General features: G+C 50.9%; 19 protein-coding genes. 11 read left to right on the top strand and 8 right to left on the bottom strand.

The features are described 5' to 3' along the window. Window positions 1–12: 12 nt before the first annotated feature. The gene (locus OOJ59_RS22135; RefSeq protein WP_038641305.1) at window positions 13–2646 is read right to left on the bottom strand and encodes a PqiB family protein; all 2634 of its coding nucleotides are present in this window, start codon (window positions 2644–2646) and stop codon (window positions 13–15) included. After that, a complete protein-coding gene (gene yebS, locus OOJ59_RS22140) occupies window positions 2615–3898 on the bottom strand; it encodes a membrane integrity lipid transport subunit YebS (RefSeq protein WP_038641303.1) in 1284 nt (427 codons plus the stop codon). Before yebS ends, OOJ59_RS22135 begins: the two co-directional genes overlap by 32 nt. Before the next feature lie 128 nt (window positions 3899–4026). On the opposite strand from yebS, the gene OOJ59_RS22145 reads away from it, so the two are divergent. The 4 genes from OOJ59_RS22145 to htpX all read left to right on the top strand — a co-directional run bounded on the left by OOJ59_RS22145 (window position 4027) and on the right by htpX (window position 8449). Further along, the gene (locus OOJ59_RS22145) at window positions 4027–4524 is read left to right on the top strand and encodes a GAF domain-containing protein (RefSeq protein WP_038641301.1); all 498 of its coding nucleotides are present in this window, start codon (window positions 4027–4029) and stop codon (window positions 4522–4524) included. Between the two features lie 96 nt (window positions 4525–4620). Next, the gene (gene proQ, locus OOJ59_RS22150) at window positions 4621–5307 is read left to right on the top strand and encodes an RNA chaperone ProQ (protein ID WP_003833781.1); all 687 of its coding nucleotides are present in this window, start codon (window positions 4621–4623) and stop codon (window positions 5305–5307) included. Window positions 5308–5326: 19 nt separating this feature from the next. After that, window positions 5327–7375, top strand: coding sequence for a carboxy terminal-processing peptidase (prc, locus tag OOJ59_RS22155; RefSeq protein WP_069324696.1), 2049 nt, complete (start codon window positions 5327–5329; stop codon window positions 7373–7375). 192 nt (window positions 7376–7567) lie between these two features. Next, complete coding sequence (htpX, locus tag OOJ59_RS22160) at window positions 7568–8449, top strand: protease HtpX (RefSeq protein ID WP_003034964.1); 882 nt, start codon at window positions 7568–7570, stop codon at window positions 8447–8449. Window positions 8450–8495: 46 nt separating this feature from the next. On the opposite strand, the gene OOJ59_RS22165 is transcribed toward htpX, so the two are convergent. After that, on the bottom strand, window positions 8496–9869 hold the full coding sequence (locus OOJ59_RS22165) for an MFS transporter (protein WP_160956427.1): 1374 nt from the start codon (window positions 9867–9869) through the stop codon (window positions 8496–8498). A gap of 174 nt (window positions 9870–10043) precedes the next feature. Here OOJ59_RS22165 and kdgR point away from each other — a divergent pair, with 174 nt between their 5' ends. After that, window positions 10044–10835: a DNA-binding transcriptional regulator KdgR gene (gene kdgR / locus OOJ59_RS22170; RefSeq protein ID WP_006684175.1), complete on the top strand. Its 792-nt coding sequence runs from the start codon at window positions 10044–10046 to the stop codon at window positions 10833–10835. Between the two features lie 114 nt (window positions 10836–10949). On the opposite strand, the gene OOJ59_RS22175 is transcribed toward kdgR, so the two are convergent. Next, window positions 10950–11189 (bottom strand): YobH family protein, encoded by a 240-nt coding sequence (locus OOJ59_RS22175; RefSeq protein ID WP_038641292.1) that lies wholly within the window; start codon window positions 11187–11189, stop codon window positions 10950–10952. Between the two features lie 164 nt (window positions 11190–11353). Here OOJ59_RS22175 and mgrB point away from each other — a divergent pair, with 164 nt between their 5' ends. The 6 genes from mgrB to rlmA all read left to right on the top strand — a co-directional run bounded on the left by mgrB (window position 11354) and on the right by rlmA (window position 15696). Further along, window positions 11354–11497 carry a PhoP/PhoQ regulator MgrB gene (gene mgrB / locus OOJ59_RS22180; protein WP_268063486.1) on the top strand — a complete coding sequence of 48 codons (144 nt, stop codon included), beginning with the start codon at window positions 11354–11356 and terminating at the stop codon, window positions 11495–11497. Between the two features lie 74 nt (window positions 11498–11571). Further along, complete coding sequence (locus tag OOJ59_RS22185) at window positions 11572–11856, top strand: YebO family protein (protein ID WP_069324695.1); 285 nt, start codon at window positions 11572–11574, stop codon at window positions 11854–11856. Window positions 11857–12492: 636 nt separating this feature from the next. Continuing rightward, entirely contained in the window at window positions 12493–12636 is a 144-nt protein-coding gene (locus OOJ59_RS22190) for a DUF2627 domain-containing protein (RefSeq protein WP_006684179.1), read from the top strand. Between the two features lie 12 nt (window positions 12637–12648). Further along, the gene (gene cspE / locus OOJ59_RS22195; protein WP_001062678.1) at window positions 12649–12858 is read left to right on the top strand and encodes a transcription antiterminator/RNA stability regulator CspE; all 210 of its coding nucleotides are present in this window, start codon (window positions 12649–12651) and stop codon (window positions 12856–12858) included. Between the two features lie 219 nt (window positions 12859–13077). Further along, complete coding sequence (gene ftsI / locus OOJ59_RS22200; protein ID WP_038641283.1) at window positions 13078–14823, top strand: peptidoglycan glycosyltransferase FtsI; 1746 nt, start codon at window positions 13078–13080, stop codon at window positions 14821–14823. A gap of 63 nt (window positions 14824–14886) precedes the next feature. After that, window positions 14887–15696: a 23S rRNA (guanine(745)-N(1))-methyltransferase gene (rlmA, locus tag OOJ59_RS22205; protein ID WP_087856064.1), complete on the top strand. Its 810-nt coding sequence runs from the start codon at window positions 14887–14889 to the stop codon at window positions 15694–15696. Here rlmA and mntP read toward each other — a convergent pair. From mntP to OOJ59_RS22225, 4 genes are all read right to left on the bottom strand, one after another. Then, the gene (gene mntP / locus OOJ59_RS22210) at window positions 15693–16259 is read right to left on the bottom strand and encodes a manganese efflux pump MntP (RefSeq protein ID WP_160956428.1); all 567 of its coding nucleotides are present in this window, start codon (window positions 16257–16259) and stop codon (window positions 15693–15695) included. The two genes, rlmA and mntP, sit on opposite strands and share 4 nt — an antisense overlap. Window positions 16260–16691: 432 nt before the next feature. Continuing rightward, complete coding sequence (locus OOJ59_RS22215; protein WP_038641277.1) at window positions 16692–17150, bottom strand: DUF986 family protein; 459 nt, start codon at window positions 17148–17150, stop codon at window positions 16692–16694. A 60-nt stretch (window positions 17151–17210) separates the two neighbouring features. Next, window positions 17211–18062, bottom strand: coding sequence for a PTS mannose transporter subunit IID (locus OOJ59_RS22220; protein ID WP_268063487.1), 852 nt, complete (start codon window positions 18060–18062; stop codon window positions 17211–17213). A 12-nt stretch (window positions 18063–18074) separates the two neighbouring features. Beyond that, a complete protein-coding gene (locus tag OOJ59_RS22225; protein ID WP_005122174.1) occupies window positions 18075–18875 on the bottom strand; it encodes a PTS mannose/fructose/sorbose transporter subunit IIC in 801 nt (266 codons plus the stop codon). Window positions 18876–18911: the final 36 nt, after the last annotated feature.

The raw sequence follows: 18911 nt of genomic DNA on the forward strand, positions 1-18911 counted from the left end.
CAAAGGGAGAGGTTATCGTGGCAGGGCGGTTCCCCATTCACGCCACTCTTTCGGTTCGCTTTCCTGCAACAGGAAGTGTTTACCAGCCTGTGCTTTCGGGGCCAGTGGCGTACCCGGCGGGGTTGCAAAGGCGATCCCACCGCGAATGAACTGATTAAAGGTACCGGTCTTCACGACGCCGCCGGTCAGGCCGAAGTCGAGACTGTAGCCGGATGCCAGCCAGAATACAGAGTTGTTACGCACCAGATGCTGATAGCGCTGGCTGATGCGCATAGCGATCATCACGCGATCGGAAAGGGAGCCGAGCGTCAACCCGGTGACGGTCCCGACTTCAATACCTCTGAACAGAACTGGCGTACCGATGTTCAATGAACCCGCTTCCGGTGCTTCCACCACAATACTCAGACCATCGAGGTAACGAGAGTCGGTGATAGTAGCTTCCTGCAGCTCAAAATCACGGCGCGGGTTACCGCGGCCAGGTTCAACGTTGATATACGGCTGTAAGATGGTATCTAAATGCTCCACGCCGGCTGCTGAGATTTGCGGGGTAATCACGGAGAAGCGTGTGCCGCTCCGCGCAAAGGTCTGTACGTACTCCGGATACAGTACCGCTTTGGCCTGAACTTCGTTACGGGCAGTGATCAGCTCAAGCGTCTGGATCTGGCCAATATCGATTCCCAGGTAGCGAATCGGCATCCCGGCCGCCAGTTTACCGGCATCGAAGGCGTGCAGGGTTATCTGGCCGCCCACCGCACGGGCAGCGGTTTCTGACGCATACAGAATCCGCTTGTCGCCTTTGCGTTGGCTGGCGCTGGCGCCGCTCAGGTTATCGAAGCTTATTGCGCCTTTAATCGCTCGCGACAGGGGAGAAGCCTGAACGGTTAAACCGCTGCCGTTAAGCTGAACCTTGGCGCCGCCCTCGGCCCAGAACACACTGTTACTGGTCAGCAGGTTGCGATATTCCGGTTTGATATGCAGATCGATATCAAACGCATCGGCGCGTGGACGAACGCTAATCACTTCACCGACTTCGAATTTACGATATAAAACCACCGAACCGGCCTGCACATCGGGCAGCGTCTCGGCACTCAGGCTGACCGTGGTGGTTGGCAGATCGCTCAGGCTGTTCTCAATCGCTTTTTCCAGGTTGGCATACAGCGGGTAGCTTTTTTTCATTTCACCTTTTGTACCAGGCAAAATACGAATGCCGCCGCTGATCCACTCACTGGCGCTGGCGCCAAGAAACTCCACGCCATCAAGCCCAACTTTGACATCGACCCGACTGTTGACCACAAACTTACTGTCACCTTGCACCAGCGCGCGATGCTGCGGTTCGATGGCGACGGTAAACGAAACGCCTTTGCTGGACAGCGTGCGCTCAATCACCTGACCGACCTGTACGCCGTGAAGAATCAGCGGTTGGCCGGCATCAATACCGTAACTTTCCGGCGCGGTCAGCGTCAGCGTCATGACGCCCGGATCGTGTAACAATGATTGCTCCGCAGGAATCACCGCAAACTGGTTACGCGGCTCGCCCTCGCCAGGTATCAGTTCGAATGTTTTGCCCGTCAGCAGCGAACTGAGATTCGCATCGCTTAATGATAATTTAGGGCTGTGTAATTCAATACGCGTGTTGTCGCGCAATAGCGTGACGACGCTGGGATCGACCGTCATCTCGCCCGTGACTTTCCCGCCCGGATTTAAATCCAGTTTGGTCAGTTGACCGACTTCCAATCCTTGATACATCAGCGAAGTTGAGCCTGCTTTCAGTCCGTCGCCGCTGGGTAAGTCGAGCTTAACGATCACGCCGCGCTGGCTGTGTGCGAGATCCTGATACAAACCAAACGTGTCGTCGGCAACGGCGGGTTGCGAATCTTCCGGTGAGTCAAAGGCAATGGCGCCATTTACCAGCGCAGCCAGACTCTCCAGTTTCACTTTGGCGCCGCTGAGGCTGACATCCGCGTCTACCCCTGATACGTTCCAGAAACGGCTGCCTTTTTTCACCAGATTGGTAAAGCGACGTTCAATCAGTACGTCGATGGTTACGCCCTGATTATTTGGATTAATGGTGTAGTCATAGACCCGACCTACCGGGATTTTGCGGAAATAAACCAGCGAGCCGCTATTAAGCGAACCGAGGTCGGGGGCCCGCAGGTGCAGCATCAAATCGCCATTGTTCAGACGGTATTTCGGCTGCGTATCGAGCGCGACGAAATGATCCTCTGGCTCGCCGGTTCCGGGCATCATGCCGATATAGTTGCCGCCAACTAACGCATCCAGGCCGGAAACCCCCGCCAGCGACGCTTTCGGTGTGACCAGCCAGAACTGGGTATCTTTGCGCAGTGCATCTTTCATATTTGATTTGATGCTGACGCGGACTTCAATTTTACGCAGGTCTTTGCTGAGGTTGATGTCCTGCACCGTGCCCACTTCGACGCCCTGATAGCGAACAGGGGTACGGCCAGGCACAATGCCGTCCGCCGACATAAAGTCAATGGTTACGGTATTACCGCGATCTTCATAGCTTCCCCAGATAAGCCATCCTGCAATCATCAATGCGATGAACGGCAGCAGCCAGAACGGGGAGATACGACGTTTTGTTTTAATCTGCGCTTCAGTCTGCGAAGCGGGCGTTTCCTGACTCATGTGCATCCCAAAGTAAGCGGCTGTCCAGCCATTCCACTGCAAGAATAGTCAATATTACCGCTGCGCCGAAATAAAACGCAGCCGGTCCCATAGTAAAAGCAAGTATCTGATCGCGATTAATCAGCGACATGGTTAAAGCGATAACAAAAAGATCCAGCATTGACCAGCGACCAATCCAGGTCACTATGCGCAGCAGTTTGATGCGGGTACGCAATCCTTGCTCACATTTAAAATGAATGCTGATGAGCAACGTAAACATCACAATCACTTTGGTGAATGGCACCAGAATACTGGCAATAAACACGATCGCCGCCACGCCGATATTACTGTTCGCCAGAGACAGTATGCCTGACATGATCGTGTCTTCCTGCCGGGAGCCATTGACATAAATAATCGAGATAGGCAGGAGGTTAGCAGGCAGCAGCAGGACAATCGAGGCCAGCAGAGCAGCCCAACATTTTTGAATACTTTGATTTCTGCGCCAGCGCAACGGTATGTGGCAACGAGGGCAGCGACCGCGGGCGTCCGGATACCCTGTAAAGTGGCAACCAAGGCAAACGCGAAGCTTTTCATCGGGCCGACGAGCAGGCCTTTGTGGGTAAAAACGGTCCCAAAGCTGTTCTACGTTGAGGTGCGATAACGTCAAAATACTGAGGATCACCAGCGCAATAAAAGCAAACAGTCCCACCCCAGGTTGCAAATAAGCATAGTCCTGAACTTTAATTGACGCGACGCCGATACCCACAAGATAGATATCGAGCATCACCCACTCTTTGAGCCTTTCCAGCATCAGTAGCACCGGACGCAGGTTCATCCCGAGAATATTACCAAACCACAGATAAGCGATTGAGGTAACGAGAATAATCGGCGCGCCTGCAACGCAAAATAGCACGAAAGATGCGGTGAGTGGGTCACCCTGGCGGGTCATTTGCCAGATACCCTGCATCACATTGGCGTCAATGCGTACACCGAGCAAAAAAATATGTAACAGCGGCTCTCCCCAGGCGAAGGGCATCAGCAGCAACATGGTGACAGCCATTGCTGCCAGCCGCGTTAAGGACCAGTCGCGTCCGTCACGGATTTTTGCCTGACAGCGTGGGCAGAATGCGCTTTGGTGCGAGCGCATTTTAGGCAAGCTAAATATCAGGTCGCATTCAGGACAACGATGATAATGTGCACGTGGTAGTGCCTCGCCGATAGACCTGATGGCTATTTTTTTAGTTGGCGTGATGCGTGATGTCGTAAGGGCCATGTATCGCGTATCAAAATGTTGAAGTAATGTTATCTTAACTCATGACGGGAATGATCTTGAGCATTAACGCATTTAATGTTTATTTTAGTAGGCTGCAGTTTTAAGTAAGACAACTAAGTGATTACATAATGAACAAATCAGAGCTATACACGGATCTGAACCGTGATTTTCAGGCATTAATGGCAGGTGAAACCAGTTTTCTGGCAACGCTGGCAAATACCAGCGCATTGTTGTACGAGCGTCTTGCACAAGTAAACTGGGCCGGTTTTTACCTGCTTGAGGGCGAGACTCTGGTACTTGGCCCTTTCCAGGGCAAAATTGCCTGTGTGCGGATCCCGGTAGGGCGTGGTGTATGCGGTACCGCGGTGGCGCGCAATCAGGTGCAGCGTATCGAAGACGTGCACGCGTTTGACGGGCACATCGCATGCGATGCCGCCAGCAACGCGGAAATCGTTCTGCCTGTCACCGTTGAAAATCAGATAATCGGCGTGCTGGATATTGATAGCACTGCGTTTGGTCGCTTCACTGAAGAAGACGAACAGGGGCTGCGTACGCTTGTGGCACAGCTTGAAACCGTGCTTGCAACGACGGATTACAAAAAATTCTTTGCGAGCGTCGCAGGATAATCAACGGATAACGTAGCAATTACTGATGACGTCATTATAATGTCGCCTGTTCATGCCTGCGCTTGTTGGCTACGTCCGTTGTAATCAGGAAATTTCATGGAAAATCAACCTAAGTTGAATAGCAGTAAAGAAGTCATCGCGTTTCTGGCCGAACGCTTCCCGCAGTGTTTTAGTGCTGAAGGCGAAGCGCGCCCACTGAAAATTGGCATTTTTCAGGATTTGGTAGAGCGTGTTGAGGGCGAAATGAACCTCAGCAAGACACAGCTCCGTTCTGCCTTACGTCTCTATACTTCAAGCTGGCGCTATCTGTATGGCGTTAAATTGGGCGCAACGCGTGTTGATCTCGACGGCAACCCATGTGGTGAGTTGGATGAGCAACATGTTGAACATGCTCGCAAACAGCTGGAAGAAGCTAAAGCTCGCGTTCAGGCGCAACGTGCAGAGCAACAGGCGAAAAAACGCGAAGCGGCCGCTGCTGCCGGCGAAAAAGAAGACGCACCGCGTCGCGAGCGTAAGCCGCGTCCTGCTCCGCGTCGTAAAGAAGGGGCTGAACGTAAACCTCGCGCTGAAAAACCAGCAGCAAAAGCACCGCGTGCTCCTCGTGAAGAACAGCATACCCCGGTATCTGATATTTCAGTGCTGACGGTAGGGCAGTCCTTGAAGGTGAAAGCAGGTAATAATGCGATGGATGCCACCGTATTAGAAATCACCAAAGATGGCGTCCGTGTACAGCTGAATTCGGGTATGTCTTTGATTGTACGCGCAGAACACCTGGTGTTCTGAAACGGAGGCCAGGCCTGGCATGAACACTTTTTTTAGGCTTACTGCGTTAGCTGGTCTGCTTGCATTAGCAGGCCAGGCACTTGCTGTAGAAGACATCACGCGTGCCGATCAAATCCCCGTTTTAAAGGAAGAAACCCAGCATGCGACGGTGAGTGAACGTGTAACTTCACGTTTTACACGTTCACACTATCGCCAGTTCGATCTGGATCAGGCGTTTTCGGCAAAAATTTTTGACCGCTATCTGAATCTGCTCGACTACAGCCATAACGTGCTGTTGGCGAGCGATATCGAACAGTATGCAAAAAAGAAAACTGTCCTCGGCGATGAACTGCGCACGGGCAAGCTGGATGTCTTTTACGATCTTTATAATCTGGCGCAAAAACGCCGATTTGAACGATATCAGTACGCGCTAAGCGTGCTGGCGCGTCCAATGGATTTTACCGGGACTGACACCTTTAACCTCGACCGGAGCAAAGCTCCCTGGCCGAAGAGCGAAGCAGAGCTCAATGCGCTGTGGGACGGCAAAGTAAAATTTGACGAACTCAGCCTGAAGCTGACCGGTAAAACCGATGCGGAAATTCGCGAAACGCTGACACGTCGCTATAAATTTGCCATTCGCCGCCTGGCGCAGACGAACAGTGAAGATGTGTTCTCACTGGCGATGACGGCTTTTGCTCGTGAAATAGACCCGCATACTAACTATCTTTCTCCGCGCAACACAGAACAGTTTAATACTGAAATGAGCTTGTCTCTGGAAGGTATTGGCGCAGTTCTGCAAATGGATGATGACTACACCGTCATTAACTCCATGGTGGCAGGCGGCCCGGCAGCCAAGAGCAAAGCGATAAGCGTTGGCGACCGTATTGTCGGCGTGGGCCAGACCGGAAAAGGCATGGTCGATGTGATTGGCTGGCGTCTGGATGATGTTGTGGCGCTGATCAAAGGACCTAAAGGCAGCAAAGTTCGCCTCGAAATCCTGCCTGCTGGTAAAGGCACCAAGACGCGCATTGTCACGCTAACGCGTGAACGCATTCGTCTCGAAGACCGCGCGGTTAAAATGTCTGTGAAAACCGTTGGCAAAGAAAAGGTCGGCGTACTGGATATTCCTGGTTTCTATGTTGGCCTGACGGATGACGTAAAAGTTCAGCTGCAGAAACTGGAAAAACAGAATGTCAGCAGCGTGATTATCGATCTGCGTACTAACGGTGGTGGCGCACTGACCGAAGCGGTCTCGCTTTCTGGTCTGTTCATTCCTTCCGGCCCGGTGGTTCAGGTTCGTGACAATAACGGCAAAGTGCGTGAAGACAGCGATACCGACGGTGTTGTGTATTACAAAGGTCCGCTGGTGGTGTTAGTCGATCGCTTCAGTGCCTCGGCATCGGAAATTTTTGCCGCGGCAATGCAGGATTATGGGCGTGCGCTGATCGTCGGTGAACCGACCTTTGGGAAGGGCACCGTACAGCAGTATCGTTCTCTGAACCGTATTTATGATCAGATGCTGCGTCCGGAATGGCCAGCGCTGGGTTCCGTTCAGTACACGATCCAGAAATTCTACCGTGTAAATGGTGGCAGTACGCAGCGTAAGGGTGTTACGCCGGATATCATCATGCCGACAGGTAATGAAGAAACTGAAACCGGTGAAAAGTTTGAAGATAACGCACTGCCGTGGGATAGCATTGATGCGGCAACCTATACAAAGTCTGATAACCTGACGCCATTTGGACCTGAATTGCTAAAAGAGCACAATGCACGTATTGCGAACGATCCTGAGTTCCAGTACATCATGAAGGACATTGCGCGATTTAATGCGATGAAGGATAAGCGCAGCATTGCTTCTCTGAATTACGCTCAGCGTGAGAAAGAGAATAACGAAGATGATGCACTGCGTCTGGCGCGCATCAACGATCGGTTTAAGCGTGAAGGCAAACCGTTGTTGAAGAAACTGGACGATCTGCCGAAAGATTACCAGGAACCGGATCCGTATCTGGATGAAACGGTAAAAATAGCGCTCGACCTGGCGCATCTTGAAAAAGAGAAGCCAGCGGAACAGCCCGCAACCAGTCAATAACCTCCAACAGGCACAAGAAATTGTGCCTGTTTTTTTAACAACCGCATGAAGACGTCAGTCTGATACGATAAAATGTAAAGTTGTGTCTTTCTGGTGACTTAGCACCTATGGATGCTTGAAAATAGCCATAAGACCCATACGATATGGGTAATCGCATAGTGCGTTTTGTTAAATTGAGGTTAAAAGAAAATTATGATGCGAATCGCGCTCTTCCTGCTGACGAACCTGGCTGTGATGGTCGTTTTCGGGCTGGTATTGAGCCTGACAGGGATTCAGTCAAGCAGCGTTCAAGGCTTGTTGATCATGGCACTGCTGTTTGGTTTTGGTGGTTCCTTCATTTCGCTGCTGATGTCCAAATGGATGGCGTTAAAGTCCGTTGGCGGGGAAGTGATCGAACAGCCCCGTAATGAAAGAGAACGCTGGCTGATGAATACGGTAGCGAATCAGGCCCGTCAGGCGGGTATCGCTATGCCGCAGGTTGCAATCTACCATGCGCCAGATATTAACGCGTTTGCTACCGGTGCTCGCCGGGATGCTTCGCTGGTGGCTGTGAGTACTGGCCTGTTGCAAAACATGAGCCCGGACGAAGCCGAAGCAGTTATCGCGCACGAGATCAGCCACATTGCTAATGGCGATATGGTGACCATGACCCTCATTCAGGGGGTGGTCAACACCTTCGTTATCTTTATCTCCCGTATTCTGGCGCAAATTGCCGCCGGATTTATGGGCGGTAACCGCGATGAGGGCGAGGGCAGCAACGGTAACCCATTAATCTACTTTGCGGTGGCGACGGTGCTGGAACTGGTGTTTGGTATTCTGGCCAGCATTATTACCATGTGGTTCTCACGCCACCGTGAATTCCATGCGGATGCCGGTTCTGCCAAACTGGTCGGCCGTGAGAAGATGATCGCCGCGTTGCAGCGTCTGAAAACAAGCTATGAACCGCAGGAAGCCACCAGCATGATGGCGTTCTGTATCAACGGTAAATCCAAATCGTTGAGTGAGCTGTTTATGACTCACCCGCCGTTGGATAAGCGTATTGAAGCGCTGCGTAGTGGGGAATACCTGAAGTAACCCGAAGAAGTCTGGAAGAAAAAGCGCGTCGTCAGACGCGCTTTTTTTATGCCTGAACGCGCGGCTGCGTGATACGTAAGCCGCTCACTATGGCGGCAGCCGTTGCCAGTACACCCGCAGTTATCAGCGACATATGTGTCCCGCTGTCACCAAACTGATTGAGCATTAACGCCACCAGTGCCGCGCCGGTACTTTGCCCTAACAAGCGCGCAGTCCCCAGCATCCCGCTCGCCCCGCCGCTGCGTTCACGCGGTGCGGAGGTGATGATGGTGTGGTTATTCGGTGACTGAAATAGACCAAAACCCGCGCCGCACAATATCATCGGCCAGATGATATTAAAATCGGAGGGCGCAGAGGGAAGCAACACCAGGGCAAATAATCCGCTTGCCATCACGGCCATACCCAGTGCACCTAATAGCCCCGCGTGGACGCGTTCGATAAGATATCCGGCCAGCGGCGCCATCACCATGGTTGCCAGCGGCCATGGGGTCAATAGCAGGCCCGTTTCGACTTCGCTACGACCGAGCACGGTTTGAAGAAAGAAGGGCAGAGAAACCATCGCCAGCATTTGCGCGCTAAATGAACAGATTGACGTGCAAATCGAGAGTGAAAACAGCGGAATGCGCAGCAGGTCAACCGGTAATAAGGGTACCGGCAACGCCAACTGGCGGCGGATAAAGAAAAAACCGACCACGATAAGCGCCACAAGCTCGGTGCCAATCAATTTTAGCGACTGCCCTTGCGCAAATCCACTGAGCGCGGTAATTAACAAGCCAAACGTTAAGGCATTCATTACCGCACTTGGCAGGTCAAAGCGTGGTTTATTGCTGCGGGACGAATTAGGTGGCAAAAAGCGCATAGCCAGCAGCAGGGCAATTATTCCCAGCGGGACGTTAATCAGAAACAGCCATTTCCATGACGAGATAGAGAGGATCGCCGCGGCAATGGTGGGGCCTGCCGCTGAGGATACCGCCACGATGAAGGAGTTAATTCCCATCCCCCGACCAAGCTGACGCTGGGGATAAATAAGTCTAATTAATGCTGTATTTACACTCATCAGCGCCGCGCCGCCAAACCCCTGGGCCACGCGGGCCAGAGTTAACATTTGTAGCGAGTCTGATAAAGCACAGAACAGCGAGGCAAGCAGGAATACGACGAGACCACATTTATAAATGCGTCGATAGCCAAACATATCACCCAAAAATGAGAGTGACAGCAGTGAAACGACAATGGCGATTTGATAGGCGTTAACGATCCAGATTGAACTGGCGGGTGACGCCTGAAGGTCGGTAGCAATCGTCGGAAGTGCCACGTTAGCTATTGCGCCGTCGAGTACTGCCATAGAGATGCCAATAACAATGGTTAAAATTGCACCATATCGCTGGGGCAATGGCAGGCCATCAGCCTGAATTTTTTCCATAAGGGGTCATTTTATCGGGAATTATGATGAGAATAATAATCTTAGCATTGATATACAGGCGTTAGGTCGCAGATTTGTAACTAAGTAAGCAAAGAGCGATTGCGAGGGCAGGTCCGCGAAATTATAATAAAAACCGGTTCTGATTTTTATAAAACACTCGTAATGAGGTGATAAATGGCAATCGCAGATCTGGATAAACAACCTGATTCTGTATCTTCCGTGCTGAAAGTTTTTGGCATCCTGCAGGCGCTGGGTGAAGAGCGCGAAATTGGTATTACCGAGCTGTCGCAACGCGTCATGATGTCGAAAAGCACCGTTTATCGCTTTTTGCAGACCATGAAAACGCTGGGTTATGTGGCACAAGAAGGGGAGTCAGAGAAATACTCCCTGACCCTGAAATTATTCGAACTGGGTGCGCGCGCGTTACAAAACGTTGATCTGATCCGTAGTGCTGACATCCAGATGCGTGAACTTTCACGTTTGACCAAAGAGACCGTACACCTTGGTGCGCTGGATGAAGACAGCATCGTCTACATTCATAAAATCGACTCCATGTACAATCTGCGTATGTATTCCCGCGTCGGTCGTCGTAACCCATTGTACAGCACGGCTATCGGTAAAGTTCTTCTGGCATGGCGTGACCGCGATGAAGTGAAGGAAATTCTTGACGGCATCGAGTATAAACGCAGCACCGACCGTACTATCACAAATACTGATGAATTGCTGGTATTGTTAGATAAAGTACGTGAACAGGGATACGGCGAAGATAACGAAGAGCAGGAAGAAGGCCTGCGCTGCATCGGTGTTCCAGTGTTTGACCGTTTTGGCGTGGTGATTGCGGGCTTGAGTATCTCATTCCCGACGCTGCGCTTTTCCGAAGAGCGTTTACACGAATATGTGGCGATGCTGCATACGGCAGCGCGTAAGATTTCTGAACAAATGGGCTATAACGACTATCCGTTCTAATCCGCAGCAATAGCGCTAAGTGTAAAACCCCAGGTATTGCGTACCTGGGGTTTTTTAATGAATAAAATTAACGCTGTTTTGCGCAAATAGCATTGAGAATGTATTGCTTCTATCTTAACCGTTATCGATAACGACAGTACTTTTCCGCAATACAGGGCAATCTGAAAGGCCAATAAGGCCGCTGTTTGAGTGGACATATTGTGCGGTGCTGGTCCCGCGAGCGGTCAGATATTGGCATTGCAGACCCAGACCGGCCGCATTCTCTTTACTCCCAATCAAAATGCCATAGCCGCTGAGTAATAAACCGATCCAAACCAGAGCTAACAACACAATAGCGCGGATAATCAGACGCATTACAACCTCTTATCTTTTCTCGTTATTAGTAGATTAGCCTGTACACGGGATGAAACAAGTCAATCATTCCTAAAAAGATGGAATGCCGTTACAGTTAACGCTGGGTTTAGGTAACGCATGATAATTTATAGTCATAAGATGTAGAGTTGAAGAGTGGAGCTGGAGTGAAAAAAATACGCTGGGTGGTACTGATTGTTATCGTGCTGGTATGCATATTGATGTGGGCGCAGGTGTTTAACATCATGTGCGATCAGGACGTACAATTTCTCAGCGGTATTTGTGCCATCAATAAATTTATTCCCTGGTAAGCGCATTTTTACAACAGTTGATTACCTTCTTGTGCGGCAGTGGTAAACTACGCTGTCTACATTGAGGTGGTGAAATGAACGAAGTTTTGAATTCTGGCGCGTTGAGTTTTGCGTCTTTAGCGGTATCGGTGGTGGTTTTGGTTGTTGGGCTTGTGTTGTGGTTTTTCGTCAATCGGGCAAGTTCGCGTACTAACGAGCAGATAGAACTGCTTGAAGCATTGTTAGACCAGCAAAAAAGACAGAACGCATTGCTCCGTCGCCTTTGTGAAGCTAACGAACCCGAAAAAACGGCAGAACCTGCAGCGGTTGCTGCGAAGGATGAAGATGACGACATCATCCGCCTGGTAGCTGAGCGCTAAAAACAGTATAGCAGGGTGAAGGTCTGCTGATGCGGTTCGCAGATACCTCATCCTGTCGTCAACATGTCAGATCATTTTCTTCTGCTCTCGCCGCGTAATTAGCGTTCGGCGTCGCCTGTCACCTGAGTATTTTCAGATACTCTAACCAATTAATATCTTACGTACGGTCTGATCTAAATATATTTTCCCATACGTTAAAAATATGATTATGTCATTTTTGTGATAGCGATCGTCTTATTCACAGCGAAACGTTTCTCTTACTTTTTTTGTGCATTGTCATCATTCTTTCATTATTTTAGTGCAAAACCAGAAGGCGGATCTCATTTTTACGCTTGTGACATTTTATGCATTACTAAGCATAAAAAATGATATCCACCAGCCCCTGTGACAGATAACCTGGAACAACCGAAGCTATTGAGCTATGGTTGAAATGTCCCTGTGACGGTGCAAGCCTGACGGGGCAAGGGGAGAGAAGTGAGAATATAACTCTGCTCGGTCTGGCGCATAACTGTGCAGTGGTTGTTTGATGAACAACAGGATTTGTGCGACCGATCGAGACACGTTTAAAAATGGCTTGCCATTATTTACGTTGTATGTGATAACACGTTTTGGGTTAAACGAGGTACAGTTCTGTTTATGTGTGGCATTTTCAGTAAAGAAGTCCTGAGTAAACACGTTGACGTTGAATACCGCTTCTCTGCCGAACCTTATATTAGTGCCTCAAGCAGTAATGTCTCAGTTTTATCTATGTTATGCCCGCGGGCGAAGAAAATACTCTAAGGAATTTTGCAAATGGCAAAGATTAAAGGTCAAGTTAAGTGGTTCAACGAGTCTAAAGGTTTTGGCTTCATTACTCCGGCTGATGGCAGCAAAGACGTGTTCGTACACTTCTCCGCTATCCAGGGTAACGGTTTCAAAACTCTGGCTGAAGGCCAGAACGTTGAGTTCGAAATTCAGGACGGCCAGAAAGGTCCGGCTGCTGTAAACGTAACAGCTATCTGATCGACACCACTGATTTGATGCGCTTTTGCGCAACCATCTCAGATATAAAGCCTCGCTTATGCGGGGCTTTTTAATTCAAATTACGTCAAAATATTTCTGAAAGCCCATCCATTAGCGCTTTGTTGCAAAGGCGTGATGTTCGTAGCATAGTTTTCCCCGCATTCTCGCGGCATTTCTCGTTAAATCAGACACCTGAAAAACTATCATGCGGGAGTCCAGGTGAAAAAGAAAAACGACATAGATGCGCGCAATTTTACTCCCGTACGTTTTGCCCTGCTTTGTGTGGCGATATTATTAAGCCTGGGATTGCTGCTGGGGCGCGTGGCGTGGCTACAAATTGTCACGCCGACAACTTTGGTAAAACAGGAAGATATGCGTTCGTTACGCGAGGTTACCATTGCCTCGCCACGCGGAATGATTACCGACAGAGAAGGGCGACCGCTGGCGGTAAGTGTCCCGGTGAATGCCGTCTGGGCAGACCCTAAAACCATTATCAGCAAGGGAGGCGTGGGCTACAACGAACGTTGGCAGGCGTTAGCAAAGACTCTGAACATTTCGCTCAGTTCTCTGGCTGAGCGTGTTAACAGTAATCCTGCGGGACGCTTTATTTATCTGGCGCGCCAGATCTCTCCTCAGCAGGCTGAATGGATCGATAACCTTAATCTTCCGGGAATCAATCTGCGTGAAGAATCACGCCGCTTTTATCCCGCCGGACATGTTGCGGCTAATCTCATTGGTTTCACCAATATTGATGGCCAGGGTATTGAAGGCCTGGAGAAAAGCTTCAATAGCCAGTTGATGGGCAAACCCGGCTCCCGCCTGGTCCGTAAAGACAAATTTGGCCATGTCATCGAAAATATCACCGAAGTGATGCCGGTGCCTGCACATGAGTTACAACTCAGTATTGATGAGCGTTTGCAGACGGTCACCGAAGACGCGCTGGACAATGCCGTTACATGGAATAAAGCGGAATCCGGGGCCGCGGTACTGGTTAATATTGACACCGGCGAAATTCTCTCCATGGCAAGCTTCCCCGACTTTAACCCCAACAATCGAGACGGCGCGGTACTGGATGATTTTCGTAACCGTGCCATTAGCGACACCTTTGAACCCGGTTCAACCGTTAAGCCGCTGGTGATCATGACCGCGCTCCAGCAGGGGATTGTGCAACCGGACAGCGTAATTGATACCCATCCTTTTAATGTCGACGGGCATCGTATTCGCGACGTCGGATTTTACCCGGAGCTGTCGCTGACCGGCATTTTGCAGAAATCGAGCGACACGGGCGTTTCGCACTTGTCGTTAGCTATGCCGGTGCAGAAATTGCTGGATACCTATAAACGTTTTGGCTTTGGCGACCCAACCGGGTTGGGATTAACCGGCGAAAGCAGTGGTTTAATGCCTCAACGCCGCTACTGGAGCGATTTGGATCGCGCCACCTTTGCATTCGGTTATGGGCTCATGGTGACGCCGCTCCAGTTGGCGCATGTCTATGCCACCATCGGTAGTTTTGGCATCTATCGCCCCCTTTCTATCACGCGTATTGATCCGCCGGTAATAGGGACGCGGGTGATGCCGGAGGCGCTGGTTCATCAGGTTGAACATATGATGGAAAGCGTCGCGTTACCCGGCGGTGGGGGAACCAAGGCCGCGGTCAGGGATTATCGGGTTGCGGTGAAGACCGGGACGGCGAAAAAAATTGGCGATGATGGTAAATATGTTGATAAATACGTGGCTTATACGGCAGGCGTTGCGCCAGCGAGCGACCCGAAATTCGCCTTAGTCGTGGTTATTAATAATCCACAAAACGGTGCTTACTATGGGGGCGCCGTCTCCGCGCCGGTATTCAGCCAGATTATGGGAGATGTTTTACGCCTGGAAAATGTTAAACCAGACGGCATGCCTGCCGACTCCGATCACCTGCTGGTGATGCATGGTGACAGCGTATCCTCGCCGACGCTGTAAGTTATTTTCCCGGGGCGCAATTCGCGTTACACTTGCGCCCTCAAATCACCTGCCGGAGTTGTCATGTCGTTTTCCTGTCCTCTTTGCCACCAGCCTCTTACTCAAACGAAAAACAGTTTTATTTGCCCTGAGCGGCACCAGTTTGATGTGGCGAAAGAAGGGTATGTCAACTTACTGCCGGTTCAGCATAAGCGGTCGCGCGATCCGGGTGACAGCGCTGAGATGATGCAGGCGCGCCGGGCGTTTCTTGATGCCGGACACTATCAACCGCTGCGTGACGCGATTGTGAATGTGCTTGCGCAGACGCTGAGTTCAGAGAACGCGGCGATTCTGGATATCGGCTGTGGAGAAGGGTATTACACCCATGCCTTTGCCGATACGCTGACTGGCGGCAAGACCGTTGGCCTCGACGTTTCTAAAGTGGCGATTAAGGCCGCAGCCCGTCGTTATCCGCAGGTCACCTTTTGCGTGGCTTCCAGCCATCGTCTGCCGTTTGCCGATGCGTCCATGGATGCCATCATCAGGATCTACGCGCCTTGTAAAGCGCAAGAGCTGGCTCGCGTGGTGAAACCGGGAGGATGGGTAATCACCGCCACGCCTGGGCCGCGTCATTTAATGGAGCTGAAAGGGCTGATTTATGATGAGGTGCGTTTGCATGCGCCACATACCGAACAACTGGAAGGTTTTGTTCTGCAGCAAAGTATTGCGCTGGGCTATCAGATGCAGCTCAAGGGCAGCGAGGCCGTTGCATTACTGCAAATGACGCCGTTCGCCTGGCGGGCAAAACCGGAAGTGTGGGAAACGCTGGCAGGAAAAACGACGTTTGACTGCCAGACAGATTTTAGTATTCACATCTGGCAGCGCCAGAATTAACCGTGGAAGTGCGCCCAGAGGATCTGGGCGCCGATACCAATCAGTACCACCCCGCCCAGGATTTCAGCTCGTTTGCCCAGCATCGGACCAATAAAACGACCGATCATCATGCCGAGCGTGGACATCATCAACGTGGCGCAGCCGATGGCCAGCGCAGTCGCAATGATGTTAACCTGCAGGAACGCCAGACCCACCCCGACGGCCATCGCGTCGAGACTGGTGGCGATAGCGGTGGTGACCAGCAGCCAGAATCCGTGGCGGCACGGCGGTTCTTCATCTTCATCACCGTTGTCGCGAAAACCTTCGATTATCATTCGCCCACCTAAGAAAATCAGCAGAATGAAAGCGATCCAGTGGTTCCACTCCAGCACGAATTTGCTTGCCAGCATGCCCATACCCCAGCCAATCAGCGGCGTCAGGGTTTCAACTGCGCCGAAAATGAGACCGGTGCGCAGAGCTTCAGAAAATTTGGGTTTATGCAGGGTGGCGCCTTTGCCAATTGATGCAGCGAAAGCATCCATCGACATGCCGAAAGCGAGAAGTACAGTAGCGGTGAGATTCATAACAGCGTCCTGACCGGGGTATCCATAAAACACATCACTGCCCCCAGTAACCATGCACACAGATTAAAATCACGAAATATATCGTGCCATTCAGGTATGCATTGCAGTTGATGTGCCTATGGTCTCGCCTGACTGAAGCTGTATGTTCAGTCCGTACGCGCCACGTTTTTCAACGAGTATGTTGACACGTACATTTCCGGAGTCTGGAAATCGGCTACTCCCCAACGACGGGCGCAACCTTAACATATATTGAGAATATAAAACAAGAAACAGGGAAATAATATTTGACTTCTAATTGAAAACGATTTTCATTTAGATTTATTTATAAACAGAACGTTAAAATAAATAACATTACGGACGTTGTAATATAGCCTTAGCTATGTTTTGTTTTCAAAAATATATAAAAAACATAGTTCAGGCTATCTTTCTAATTCACTGATTTGAAATGAGAAGCTTATATATTTTTTCAAGATCGTCTATATTTCGTACGCGAACCAGCAATCTCCGCTGTTCTAATTGCATCACCAGCACGCCGTCCTCTGATAAATTCATCTCTTTAATGCGGTTATATTCAATCCAGACGTTGGCAAAGAAAAACCCTTTTTGCTTGAAGATGATTTTCGGCGTACGGATCCAGAACAGATACAACCCCATCAATATCAGTGCGCATAATAACCACGTGGTGAATTGCGCCCCGTGGCTGGTGACGTTGTTGTAAATAAGAATAGCTACCAGGCCAATGAAGATAACACTGTCAACACGGCTGCGAGGAAGCAGGGCGACCGTCAGCAGAGTAAGGCCATTACGGCGGGGCATGATGAACTGATCGTAAATGGCATACGCCAGCAGCGAAAAAATAAAAAGAACCAGCACCAGGTCCGTGATAGTCATGAATCCTCAATCCTCTGAATAGAAAAACCGGGGGCAAGCCCCCGGTGGTGTACAACAGTCTTACAGGCCAAGCAGGCCGACAGCGTAGCCCGCGATACCGATGATGAAGAAGCCAACGATAATCCACAGCGGGTTCACTTTCTTACGCAGCAGCCACATACAAGCGAAAGTCAGCAGCAGAGGAACCAGGCCCGGCATCAGCTGGTCAAGGATAGTCTGCACGGTGGTGACGCGAGTCTGACCATCCTGACCGGTGATAGTGGAGACCACCAACGGGATATTCACGTGCGTCCACTTGTTAACCAATGCCCCCATGACAAACAGGCCGAGGATTGACGCCCCCTCAGTCAGTTTCTGCAGGAAGCCACCGCCCATATCCTTAACGATATCGACCCCTTTACGGTAGCCGTATGCCACACCGTAGTAACGGGTTGCCAGACGCACCAGGTTAAACAGAATGAAGAACAACAGTGGTCCAAGCAGGCTGCCGCTCATCGCGATACCAGCGCCAAGCGCAGCAAATACCGGACGTACCGTACCCCAGAAGATGGGGTCGCCGACGCCTGCCAGCGGTCCCATCAGACCAACTTTGATACCGTTGATAGCACCATCGTCAATCTCTGCGCCGTTGGCACGCTGCTCTTCCATCGCCAGCGTAACGCCCAGCACAGGTGCGGCTACGTACGGATGGGTGTTAAAGAATTCCAGGTGACGCTTAATAGCCTGCTTACGTGCGTCGTCGTTTTCCGGGTACAAACGGCGGATAGCCGGTACCATGGAGAAACAAAAACCCAGCGCCTGCATACGTTCGAAGTTCCATGAACCCTGAAACAGGTTAGAACGAATGAACACGCCACGAATGTCACTCGGAGTGAGTTTTTTCTCGGTGGTAGTTTTAGTCATATCAACCATTTCGCTCACCTGCTAGTCCAGTTCGTTATCAAGATCGTTGTTACCAGCTGCCTGAACTGGCGCACCGGCGACGCGGTTATATTTCGGGCTCAGCTGAATGTAGAGGATTGCCATCACTGCGCCAATCACACCCAGAGCAACCAGGTTGAAGTTAGTAAATGCCGCGGTGACGAAGCCGAGGTAGAAGAACGGCATCAGGTAGCCCGCGCGCATCATATTGATGACCATCGCATAACCAACCACTACGATCATACCGCCTGCGATGTTCAGGCCGCCGGTGACGACTTCCGGAATGGCGTTGAGCATGCTCTGAACTTCACTGGTACCTACAGAAATCGCCACGATTACCGCCGGGATAGCGATACGCATAGCCTGCAGGAACAGTGAGGACACGTGCAGCCAGGAGAGCGCCGTCAGGTTGCCGTTTTCGGCCGCCTTATCCGCTGCGTGCTGGAATGCTACGGTGATAGTACGAACGATGATGGTCAGAACCTGACCTGCTGCTGCCAGCGGGATAGCCAGCGCGATACCGGCACCAATGCTTTGGTGACCCGCGATAACCAGAACGGTAGAGATAATTGACGCCAGTGCGGCATCTGGTGCAACCGCAGCACCGATGTTCATCCAGCCAAGGGCGATCATTTCCAGGGTACCACCGATGATAATACCGGTTTTCATATCCCCGAGAACGGCGCCAATAAGCGTACAGGCCACCAACGGACGGTGGAACTGAAATTCATCGAGTACCGACTCCATACCCGCGATACATGCGACGATGAACACCAGCACAATCTGAAGAGTGGTAATCTCCATTGTACTTCTCCTATTGCTATACAGACTTAAGTGTGA

This window comes from Citrobacter sp. W9, assembly GCF_026719375.1.
In the GTDB taxonomy this organism is placed as follows: domain Bacteria; phylum Pseudomonadota; class Gammaproteobacteria; order Enterobacterales; family Enterobacteriaceae; genus Citrobacter; species Citrobacter werkmanii.

What these genes read in the sequence shown, in the direction of transcription:
- OOJ59_RS22225 (WP_005122174.1), bottom strand. Translation starts at nt 18,875, where the DNA reads ATGGAGATTACCACTCTTCAGATTGTGCTGGTGTTCATCGTCGCATGT.
- OOJ59_RS22145 (WP_038641301.1), top strand. Translation starts at nt 4,027, where the DNA reads ATGAACAAATCAGAGCTATACACGGATCTGAACCGTGATTTTCAGGCA.
- rlmA (WP_087856064.1), top strand. Translation starts at nt 14,887, where the DNA reads ATGTCGTTTTCCTGTCCTCTTTGCCACCAGCCTCTTACTCAAACGAAA.
- OOJ59_RS22220 (WP_268063487.1), bottom strand. Translation starts at nt 18,062, where the DNA reads ATGGTTGATATGACTAAAACTACCACCGAGAAAAAACTCACTCCGAGT.
- OOJ59_RS22175 (WP_038641292.1), bottom strand. Translation starts at nt 11,189, where the DNA reads ATGCGTCTGATTATCCGCGCTATTGTGTTGTTAGCTCTGGTTTGGATC.
- OOJ59_RS22215 (WP_038641277.1), bottom strand. Translation starts at nt 17,150, where the DNA reads ATGACTATCACGGACCTGGTGCTGGTTCTTTTTATTTTTTCGCTGCTG.
- OOJ59_RS22165 (WP_160956427.1), bottom strand. Translation starts at nt 9,869, where the DNA reads ATGGAAAAAATTCAGGCTGATGGCCTGCCATTGCCCCAGCGATATGGT.
- yebS (WP_038641303.1), bottom strand. Translation starts at nt 3,898, where the DNA reads ATGGCCCTTACGACATCACGCATCACGCCAACTAAAAAAATAGCCATC.
- OOJ59_RS22185 (WP_069324695.1), top strand. Translation starts at nt 11,572, where the DNA reads ATGAACGAAGTTTTGAATTCTGGCGCGTTGAGTTTTGCGTCTTTAGCG.
- proQ (WP_003833781.1), top strand. Translation starts at nt 4,621, where the DNA reads ATGGAAAATCAACCTAAGTTGAATAGCAGTAAAGAAGTCATCGCGTTT.
- kdgR (WP_006684175.1), top strand. Translation starts at nt 10,044, where the DNA reads ATGGCAATCGCAGATCTGGATAAACAACCTGATTCTGTATCTTCCGTG.
- cspE (WP_001062678.1), top strand. Translation starts at nt 12,649, where the DNA reads ATGGCAAAGATTAAAGGTCAAGTTAAGTGGTTCAACGAGTCTAAAGGT.
- OOJ59_RS22135 (WP_038641305.1), bottom strand. Translation starts at nt 2,646, where the DNA reads ATGAGTCAGGAAACGCCCGCTTCGCAGACTGAAGCGCAGATTAAAACA.
- prc (WP_069324696.1), top strand. Translation starts at nt 5,327, where the DNA reads ATGAACACTTTTTTTAGGCTTACTGCGTTAGCTGGTCTGCTTGCATTA.
- htpX (WP_003034964.1), top strand. Translation starts at nt 7,568, where the DNA reads ATGATGCGAATCGCGCTCTTCCTGCTGACGAACCTGGCTGTGATGGTC.
- mntP (WP_160956428.1), bottom strand. Translation starts at nt 16,259, where the DNA reads ATGAATCTCACCGCTACTGTACTTCTCGCTTTCGGCATGTCGATGGAT.
- OOJ59_RS22190 (WP_006684179.1), top strand. Translation starts at nt 12,493, where the DNA reads ATGTGTGGCATTTTCAGTAAAGAAGTCCTGAGTAAACACGTTGACGTT.